The sequence below is a fragment of the Methylophaga sp. UBA2689 genome, from assembly GCA_002354555.1.
Lineage (GTDB): Bacteria > Pseudomonadota > Gammaproteobacteria > Nitrosococcales > Methylophagaceae > Methylophaga.
This window is the reverse complement of sequence record DELT01000035.1, coordinates 2,555-10,248: the sequence shown is the minus strand read 5'-3', so window position 1 is coordinate 10,248 and position 7,694 is coordinate 2,555. Positions and strand designations below refer to the sequence as shown.

Annotated in this window: 8 protein-coding genes; all 8 read left to right on the top strand. The window is 46.3% G+C overall.

All coding sequences use genetic code 11. The features are described 5' to 3' along the window. The coding region (locus B3M51_RS03600; protein WP_292756897.1) for a DUF3450 domain-containing protein at positions 1-627 on the top strand (627 nt) is incomplete at its 5' end. Next, entirely contained in the window at positions 624-1,985 is a 1,362-nt protein-coding gene (locus B3M51_RS03595) for a MotA/TolQ/ExbB proton channel family protein (protein WP_292756895.1), read from the top strand. The genes B3M51_RS03600 and B3M51_RS03595, both read left to right, overlap by 4 nt. Before the next feature lie 40 nt (positions 1,986-2,025). Beyond that, entirely contained in the window at positions 2,026-2,490 is a 465-nt protein-coding gene (locus B3M51_RS03590; RefSeq protein WP_292756893.1) for a MotA/TolQ/ExbB proton channel family protein, read from the top strand. Between the two features lie 8 nt (positions 2,491-2,498). Beyond that, positions 2,499-2,906, top strand: coding sequence for an ExbD/TolR family protein (locus tag B3M51_RS03585; protein WP_069296122.1), 408 nt, complete (start codon positions 2,499-2,501; stop codon positions 2,904-2,906). Then, a complete protein-coding gene (locus tag B3M51_RS03580) occupies positions 2,878-3,585 on the top strand; it encodes an energy transducer TonB (RefSeq protein ID WP_292480288.1) in 708 nt (235 codons plus the stop codon). Before B3M51_RS03585 ends, B3M51_RS03580 begins: the two co-directional genes overlap by 29 nt. Before the next feature lie 2 nt (positions 3,586-3,587). Then, positions 3,588-4,811: a tetratricopeptide repeat protein gene (locus B3M51_RS03575; RefSeq protein ID WP_292756891.1), complete on the top strand. Its 1,224-nt coding sequence runs from the start codon at positions 3,588-3,590 to the stop codon at positions 4,809-4,811. After that, positions 4,804-5,370 (top strand): class II aldolase/adducin family protein, encoded by a 567-nt coding sequence (locus B3M51_RS03570; RefSeq protein ID WP_292756889.1) that lies wholly within the window; start codon positions 4,804-4,806, stop codon positions 5,368-5,370. The genes B3M51_RS03575 and B3M51_RS03570 overlap by 8 nt, the downstream gene beginning before the upstream one ends. A gap of 80 nt (positions 5,371-5,450) precedes the next feature. Then, on the top strand, positions 5,451-7,598 hold the full coding sequence (gene ovoA / locus B3M51_RS03565; protein ID WP_292756887.1) for a 5-histidylcysteine sulfoxide synthase: 2,148 nt from the start codon (positions 5,451-5,453) through the stop codon (positions 7,596-7,598). Positions 7,599-7,694 lie beyond the last annotated feature (96 nt).

Sequence of the window (7,694 nt, the reverse complement as noted above, 5' to 3'; positions counted from 1 at the left end):
GATAGTCTTGATGATGAAACCCGTGAACTGCTGGCGGAATATCGCAGTGTGCTCAATCAGAAAGAAAGTCTGGCGGCTTATAACAGCCAACTTGAACAGCTGGTTTCTTCTCAACAGGACGAGTTGGCCTCAGTTGAAGATCAGCTAGCCAATATCGATACCACGCAACGTGACATCACGCCGCTGATGATAAAAATGGTGGAAGTGATTGAACAGTTTGTTGAGCTGGACACGCCGTTTTTACCGGAAGAACGCAACAGTCGTGTCGCCCAACTAAAAACGATGATGGATCGCGCGGATGTTAATTTGTCAGAAAAATATCGTCGTATTCTGGAAGCCTATCAGGTGGAGACTGAATATGGCCGTACCCTTGAAGCCTATCAAGGTGAACTGGTTACCGAAGATCGAAATCGTACCGTCGATTTTCTCAGAGTTGGCCGCGTAGGATTGTATTACCTGACCTTGGATCAACTGGAAGCCGGTATGTGGGATCAGGAAACTCAAAGCTGGCAGCAGCTTCCACGTGATTCTGTTCAATCTGTTATTCAGGGTATGAAAGTGGCACGTAAACAATTGCCACCGGATTTATTGACCCTGCCGGTCAAAACGCCAGAGGCAAACCAATGAGAAGCATTTCTATTTTTATTATTTCTTTAATGGCCTTGCCTCTTACTGTCATGGCCGCTGATAAACCGGCAAATCTCGATCAGTTGCTGGAACAGGTCAAGCGTGAACGGGTAATAGAACAGGAACAGAACCGCATTCGTGAAACAGAGTTTCTTGAAGCACGGGATCGCCAAGCTGAATTATTGGCCCAAGCCAAAGCTGACCTGGCAGCGGAAGAACGTCGTACCGAAACTTTGAATGAGGAGTTTGAAGAAAACGAATTCAAATTAGCGGAACAGGAATCCCTGTTACAGGAACGTTCTGGTTCACTGGGTGAGTTGTTTGGTACAGTTCGCCAAATGGCCAATGACAGTCGTGCAGTGATTGAATCCTCCATGACCAGTGTGCAATATCCAGAACGAATCGCTTTTTTGACGGAATTAAGTGAACGTAAACAACAGCCTAGTATCGATGAGTTACGTGAGCTGTGGTTAGTGTTGCAACATGAAATGACGCATTCAGGCAAAGTAGTACAGTTTCCCGCTCAGGTGATCACGGCTAATGGTGAAGTTGCTGATCGTAATGTGACTCGGGTAGGTGTGTTTACTGCTTTCAGTGATGGCAAGTTTCTGCGATATATGCCAGAAAATCGCAATCTGGTGGAATTAGCCAGACAACCGGTTGAGCGCCTACGTGATCTCATGGAAGAATTTGAAACCAGTGAAGCCGGAGCTTTAAAAACTGCTGTAGTAGACCCGACTCGTGGTGCCATCATGGCCTTGCTGGTACAAACACCTAATTTGCAAGAACGCATTAAACAAGGTGGTTGGATCGGTTATATCATTCTGATTCTAGGGGCAATTGGTTTATTGATTGCACTGATTCGCTTTGTGGTATTGATGCGGATGGAACATGGCGTCAGCAAGCAGCAGAAAACAAAAGAACTGAATATGAAAAACCCACTGGGCAGAATTTTGTCGGTTTACAGTGACAAAATCGCTCAGGATGTCGAAACCCTTTCACTCAAACTGGATGAAGCCATCCTGCGTGAAACCCCAAGTATCGAACGTGGCCTTATTACGTTAGCCATTCTGGCTGCTGTTACGCCGATGTTGGGCTTGTTGGGTACGGTTTCGGGGATGATTGAAACCTTCCAGTCGATCACGCTGTTTGGTACCGGCGATCCGAAACTGATGTCCGGTGGTATTTCACAGGCATTGGTGACTACGGAACTAGGGCTGGCGGTAGCGATTCCTATATTGTTAATTCATAGCGCTTTATCAAGTAAAAGTAATCGTTTGATTCAGATCCTTGACGAAGAAAGTGCAGCAATTGTTGCACGCAACGCTGAAACACAAACTCAACGCCGTGACGAATAATCTTTTTCAAATACAGCTGCTGATGGAAAGCGGCGGCACCGTGCTCTGGCTGATTTTATTGGCGTCAATTTTAATGTGGACGCTAATAATCGAACGCTACATCTTTATCTGGTTCCTGCACCCTCGTGAAGTGCGCAAGATGATGGATGAATGGCATCAGCGAGACGATTTGGCCAGTTGGTATGCTCAGCAAATCCGCCAGGGCATGATTGCAGAAAGCAAGGTGATGCTGGAACGTTTTCTGATTCTGATTCGAACCCTGACAGTAGCGTTACCGATGCTGGGATTGCTGGGCACGGTAAACGGCATGATTCAGACCTTTGATGTGATGACCGTGTTTGGTACCGGTAATACCCGTGGTATGGCCGGTGGTATTTCAGTGGCATTAATAACAACGATGGGTGGCTTGCTGACCGCTTTATCAGGGCTCTATTTCATTACTCAGCTGGAACAGCGTGTTGCCAGAGAAGTTAATAACGTGGCTGACGCCCTACGCAGAGATTAGGAAAGTTTATGCGAAAACGACATTCCCGCCGTCAAAGTGGCGGTATAGCTGAAATCAACATGACACCATTAATTGATATGGTGTTTATCCTGTTGATCTTTTTTATTGTGACTACTTCTTTTGTGAAAGAAACCGGGGTGGACGTGAATCGCCCATCTGCAAAAACAGCAGTGGAGAAAGAACGCGCCAATATCCTGATCTCGATTCGTGAAAATGATGAAATCTGGATGGATCAACGACAGATAGATCGTCGTGCAGTGCGTGCCAATGTAGAGCGTATGTATGCGGAAAACCCGGAAGGTTCAGTGATTATTCTGGCCGATGAAAATGCCAAAACCGGCTTGTTGATTGAAGTCATGGATCAAGCGCGTCTTGCGGGAGTTGCGAATGTCTCAATTGCTGCTGAACGAGACTAGTCGCGGAGAATCACCTTCTATGCGTATCTTTATTGGGTTATTGCTTGCGATCCTGGTCAATTACGGTCTGTTCACCTTGATGAAGGAAATGACTAACTCTGATAGCAGTCTTTATCGGGATGATAATGAAATACTGGTGCTGGACTTTGTGCGTTTGAAACAGGAAGAAACACAACCTGAAACAATTAAGCGTGAAATCCCCAAAAAACCACCACCGCCGGAAGAGCCGCCGCCACCAACTCCGACTACGGCACCTAAAATGACGCAGCCGGATGTGCAACAACCGCAGATGGATATGCCGAAAATTGATATCCCATTGAATATAGCCGGTCAGCCTTATCTGGGTGATTTCAGTGCTGAACCGGCACCCGCACCGTCTCCTACACCGGTGCAGGGACCGCAGATGGATGATGAAGTCGTGCCACTGGTACGAATTCCACCCAACTATCCACGTGTTGCACAGCGGCGGGGTATTGAAGGTGTGGTGACAGTGGTATTCACCATCACCCGTGATGGTCGGGTAAAGGATCCTGAAGTGGTTTCTGCCAGCCCTGAGAATGTATTTGATAATGCAGCGAAGACGGCTATTCTTAAATGGAAATTCAAGCCTAAAGTCGTCGATGGTGAGCCGGTTGAACGCCGGGCGACCCAGGAAATCGAATTTAAGTTGGCCAGGTAAACATGAAGAAACTTACGCAAAAATTCGCTTTGATGACACTGGTTGCCTGTCTTGCATTGCCATTAACCTCAATGGCTGAAGATGAGTACCTGCTTAGTGAAGCTACCTACAAATCGCTTAATGCTGCTCAGGAAAAAATGGAGCAGCAACAATACCGTCAGGCTGAAGCGGATTTAAAAAAGTTGGTCGGTGAAACCGATCCAGGAAGTTACGAAAGAGCAGTCGTTTTGCAAACACTGGGGTATTTATACTCTGAAACCGAAGAGTACAAACTGGCGGCAGAACAGTTTGAAGATGCCCTGGCACTTAATGCCCTGCCGGAGGATGTCACCCACAATCTGCGCTATAACCTGGCCCAGTTGTTAATCAGCGATGGTGCTTATCAGAAAGGCATCGACCTGCTGACACAATGGTTGAACAAAGAATCTCAGGCGAACAGTAGTGCCTATGTGTTACTGGCAACGGCTTATTACCAGATAAATCAGTTTACCAATGCCGTGGAGGCCATTCGTACTGCTATTCAGCGTGATAATTCACCCAAAGAAAACTGGTACCGACTGCAATTGTCTGCACATATGGAAATGCAGCAATACAATCAAGCCATTAATGTACTGGAAATTCTGATTGAACGTTTTCCAATCAATAAAACCTATTGGGACCAATTGGCTGCTCTCTATGCCCAACAGGACAAACGTCTGACCTCGCTGGCCGTGCAGATGTTGGCCAAACGACTGAATCTTGGTGACAAAGACACGGTATTGCGTCTGGCGAATATGTATCGTTATCTGAATATTCCCTATAAATCTGCCCAGTTATTGCAGAAATCTATGGATGATGGGGTTATTGAGCGTAATTTCAAAAACCTCGAATCACTGGCTGACAGTTGGTTAGCCGCCAGAGAAAATGAAAATGCCACTCAGGTCTTAGCCCGAATGCAATCAATGGATTCCTCAGGGGAAACCGATCTGAAACTGGCCAGAGTCTTTATCAGCATGGAACAGTGGGATGAAGCTGCCGGACCACTTCAGCAAAGCCTGGAAAAATTACCTGAAGCAAAACGCGGACAGGCCTGGATGCTCTCTGGCATGGTCAACTATCATTTGGGCAATATACAACAGTCAGAGCAGCATCTGAATCGTGCCCTGGCTTACACCGAAGTCCGCAATCAGGCTTCTCAATGGTTAAGGCATCTGCAAAATACCCGTAAAGATAAAGAAGATGCCTGAAAGTTCACTGGCCGAACTCAAAACCCAGCTGGTTCAACATTACCGTTGGCTGCGTCAATACGGTTGCAATGATTCACATAGTGGTAATGCTTCTTTTCGCTGGCATAATCAGATCTGGGTAACACCTACAGGCTGTTGTGCCGATACCCTGACACCGGAAATGCTGGTGCCCTGTGATATTGACGGCCACTGTGGGGAAGGCGCCTCACTGGACGCTCCGCTGCACTTGGCTACTTATCAGCATAATCCCAATACCAGAGCCGTTATTCATAGCCATGGGCCGCATGCGATTGCGATGACGATGAATGGTAAAGATTTTAAGCCGGTGGATTTTGAAGGGCAGTATTATTTTTCCACCATTCCGGTTATTTCAATTGACTATGCCGAGTACATAGAGAAATCACCTATGGCAGTGGCGCAGGGGCTGGCCGGTCATAAAGTTGTCATTGTTCGCGGGCATGGTGTCTATGCCTGTGCGGAAACCATCAATTTGGCCTATAAATGGAGTTGCTCGGTAGAGCTTTCTGCCAAAACAGCCTGGCTTACTGCTCAGCTATAATCTGCTTTAACTCGAAACCTATTCGTCCAAAACAAGTCAGATTAAATTCTCACAGCTATCCTCAAAGGGATTTTTGACCAATGACTGCCGAAAAAGCCGTATCTTTTTCCCACTCAGAACATAGATATATACGTACACCACGATTGGATGCCAAAGAGCCGGAAGCTGTTCGCCACGAACTAGCTGCCTATTTCAATGCAAACTTCGAGCGCTATGAATCGCTGTTTGATAACTTGAAATCTGAAGACGGCTATTACCAGAAAAGTATTCCGCTTCGACATCCGTTAATTTTTTACTTTGGACATACGGCCACTTTTTTTGTTAACAAGCTTCTATTGGCCGGATTATTGACCCAGCGCATCAATCCTCGTTTTGAATCAATGTTTGCGGTTGGTGTGGATGAAATGAGCTGGGATGATCTTAATGATGATCATTATGACTGGCCATCGGTGGCGGAAGTAAAAGCCTATCGGCAACAGGTGAAAAAAACCGTTAATCAGCTTATTCAAAAAGCTCCTCTGCAATTGCCTATTAACTGGGAAAACCCCTGGTGGGCCATCGTGATGTGTATTGAGCATGAACAGATCCATCTGGAAACCTCATCAGTACTAATTCGCCAGCAGCAATTACAGTGGGTACAACCCCATCCGACATGGCCAGCTTGTGATATTTCCGGTTCAGCTCCTGAGAACACAGTTATACCGGTAGATGCTGGTCACATAAAACTGGGTAAATCCTTTGATGATGAGTATTACGGCTGGGACAATGAATATGGTCAACATCAGGCAGAAGTACCAGCTTTTCAATCTGCCAAATATCTGGTCAGTAATCAGGAGTTTTTAGCCTTTGTTGAGGCTGGCGGATACCAGAAGTCACATTATTGGCAGCAGGAAGGCTTGCAGTGGCTGGAATTTACACAAGCTGAATATCCACCTTTCTGGCTAAAAACCGAGCAGGGCTGGCAGTTGCGATTAATGGCTGAGGTTGTGCCAATGCGCTGGGATTGGCCGGCAGAAGTAAACTATCATGAAGCCAAGGCATTCTGTGCCTGGAAGGCTGAACAAACCGGTGAAACCGTGCGCCTGCCTACCGAAGATGAATGGTATCGACTGGTTGATGTTGCAGATATCGAAGAACTGGACGAGAACTCGGCACCCGCCAATATTCATCTGGATCATTTTGCCTCTTCCTGTCCGGTAAATCATTTTGCGCAGGGCGACTTTTATGATGTCAGAGGCAATGTATGGCAATGGACAGAAACGCCAATTTATCCGTTCGATGGGTCACAGGTTCATCGCCTTTATGACGACTTCACTACGCCGACATATGATGGAAAACATAATCTGATAAAAGGTGGCAGCTGGATTTCCTGTGGCAATGAAAGCCGTTTATCATCCCGTTATGCTTTCAGACGTCACTTTTTTCAGCATGCAGGGTTCCGTTATGTGGTATCAGATGCGCCTGTGGTGAATCTTGATTCAAACTACGAGACCGACAAAATGCTGTCGGAATATGCCGAATTTCACTACGGTGAAAGTTATTTTGATGTGCCCAACTTTCAAAAAGCCATCGCCCAGATTGCTATTGAGAAGATGGGGGATAAACCGGCAAAACACGCACTTGATCTGGGGTGTGCTGTGGGTCGTGCCAGTTTCGAATTAGCCAGGCATTTTGATCAGGTAACGGGGATTGATTTTTCGGCGCGGCTGATCAATCTCGGCGTCCAGCTCAAGCGTGATGGCGTGATCCGTTATGCCGTAGCAGATGAAGGTGATTTATTACTATATCGCGAACAACGGCTGGAAAACTTTGGTCTGGAAGATAACGCGCACAAGGTTGACTTTATGCAGGGTGATGCCTGTAATTTAAAATCGGTATACAACAACTATGATTTGATTTTAGCGGCTAATTTACTGGATCGCTTGTATGACCCGATATTATTTTTAAAACAGATACATGAACGAATTAATGTGGGGGGCTTGTTAGTGTTAGCCTCACCTTATACATGGCTGGAAGAACACACGGATAAAGCCAATTGGCTGGGTGGATTCAAAAAAGACGGAGAAAGCTTTTCCACACTGGATGGCATCAAAAGCGTGTTGGAAAATCACTTTCAATTAATTGATGGGCCATTTTCGCAACCATTCGTGATCCGTGAAACCCGGCGTAAATTCCAGCATACTCTGTCAGAGGTGACTGTCTGGGAACGTCGATATGTCGAAGATTGATTTTGATCAGCAAATAGATCGCAGTGGCACGTATAGCCTTAAATACGATGCCCGCCAGCGATTGTTTGGCCGCGAAGATGCCATTCCGTTATGGGT

Bases quoted from the DNA above. Each gene is read 5' to 3' on its own strand.
- B3M51_RS03595 (WP_292756895.1), top strand. From the start codon at position 624: ATGAGAAGCATTTCTATTTTTATTATTTCTTTAATGGCCTTGCCTCTT.
- B3M51_RS03585 (WP_069296122.1), top strand. From the start codon at position 2,499: ATGCGAAAACGACATTCCCGCCGTCAAAGTGGCGGTATAGCTGAAATC.
- B3M51_RS03580 (WP_292480288.1), top strand. From the start codon at position 2,878: ATGTCTCAATTGCTGCTGAACGAGACTAGTCGCGGAGAATCACCTTCT.
- B3M51_RS03575 (WP_292756891.1), top strand. From the start codon at position 3,588: ATGAAGAAACTTACGCAAAAATTCGCTTTGATGACACTGGTTGCCTGT.
- B3M51_RS03570 (WP_292756889.1), top strand. From the start codon at position 4,804: ATGCCTGAAAGTTCACTGGCCGAACTCAAAACCCAGCTGGTTCAACAT.
- ovoA (WP_292756887.1), top strand. From the start codon at position 5,451: ATGACTGCCGAAAAAGCCGTATCTTTTTCCCACTCAGAACATAGATAT.